The organism is Vibrio sp. Vb0598 (genome assembly GCF_033338935.1).
GTDB classification, from domain to species: domain Bacteria; phylum Pseudomonadota; class Gammaproteobacteria; order Enterobacterales; family Vibrionaceae; genus Vibrio; species Vibrio alginolyticus.
Window position 1 is genome coordinate 1 of sequence record NZ_JAWOTP010000163.1, and the last position, 1,258, is coordinate 1,258.

Consider the following 1,258-nt stretch of genomic DNA (forward strand, 5'->3'; position numbering starts at 1 on the left):
GATATTAACTCTTTACATCAAAACGTAATAAAGCCACTATGAATCCACGAAGAATTGGAAAGCAGTTGCGCTCAATCAGAGAGCGTGGCGACAATAACTTGAGGAAGTAATGGCAGGAAACAGTATCGGACAACATTTTCGAGTGACAACATTCGGAGAAAGTCACGGTATCGCACTGGGATGTATCGTAGACGGATGTCCTCCGGGGTTGGAAATTACAGAAGCAGATCTGCAAACGGATCTCGACCGTCGTCGTCCTGGCACATCACGTTACACCACACAACGTCGTGAACCGGACGAAGTTAAAATTCTTTCTGGCGTGTTTGAAGGCAAAACCACAGGCACTTCAATCGGTCTGTTGATCGAAAACACCGATCAACGTTCAAAAGATTACTCAGACATCAAAGATAAGTTCCGCCCGGGACATGCTGATTACACTTACCACCAAAAATATGGCATTCGTGACTATCGTGGTGGCGGCCGTTCGTCAGCCCGTGAAACTGCGATGCGTGTGGCTGCAGGTGCAATCGCGAAGAAATATCTGAAAGATGAATTTGGCGTAGAAATCCGCGCTTACTTGTCACAAATGGGCGATGTTTCTATTGATAAAGTCGACTGGGACGAAATTGAAAACAACGCATTCTTCTGCCCAGATGCAGACAAAGTGGAAGCGTTTGATCAACTGATCCGCGACCTAAAAAAAGAAGGCGATTCAATTGGTGCGAAAATTCAGGTTGTTGCAACCAACGTACCTGTTGGCCTTGGTGAACCAGTGTTTGACCGCTTGGATGCAGACATTGCGCACGCGCTAATGAGCATCAACGCGGTGAAGGGTGTCGAAATCGGTGATGGTTTCGATGTCGTAAACCAAAAAGGCAGTCAGCACCGTGACCCACTTTCTCCGCAAGGTTTTGGTAGCAACCATGCTGGTGGCATCCTTGGTGGTATCTCAACAGGTCAAGACATCGTTGCGAATATTGCACTTAAGCCAACATCAAGCATCACGGTTCCGGGTGACACGATCACTAAAGAAGGTGAACCTACTCAGCTCATTACGAAAGGTCGTCACGACCCATGTGTCGGCATTCGTGCTGTACCTATTGCTGAAGCCATGCTGGCGATTGTTGTGATGGATCACTTACTGCGTCATCGTGGGCAAAACCACGGCGTAACGACAGAAACACCAAAGATTTAGTTTGGTACTCCAAATACAAAAAAGGTTGCTCATGGAGCACCCTTTTCTTTTTTGTTCTTTTTC

At 46.9% G+C, this 1,258-nt stretch carries 1 protein-coding gene; it reads left to right on the forward strand.

What is annotated here, in order from left to right:
• The first annotated feature begins 109 nt into the window (after positions 1-109).
• Positions 110-1,195, forward strand: coding sequence for a chorismate synthase (gene aroC, locus R7Q38_RS23750; RefSeq protein ID WP_005479467.1), 1,086 nt, complete (start codon positions 110-112; stop codon positions 1,193-1,195).
• Positions 1,196-1,258: the final 63 nt, after the last annotated feature.

Coding starts and splice junctions, on each gene's coding strand:
- aroC (WP_005479467.1), top strand. CDS start 110: ATGGCAGGAAACAGTATCGGACAACATTTTCGAGTGACAACATTCGGA.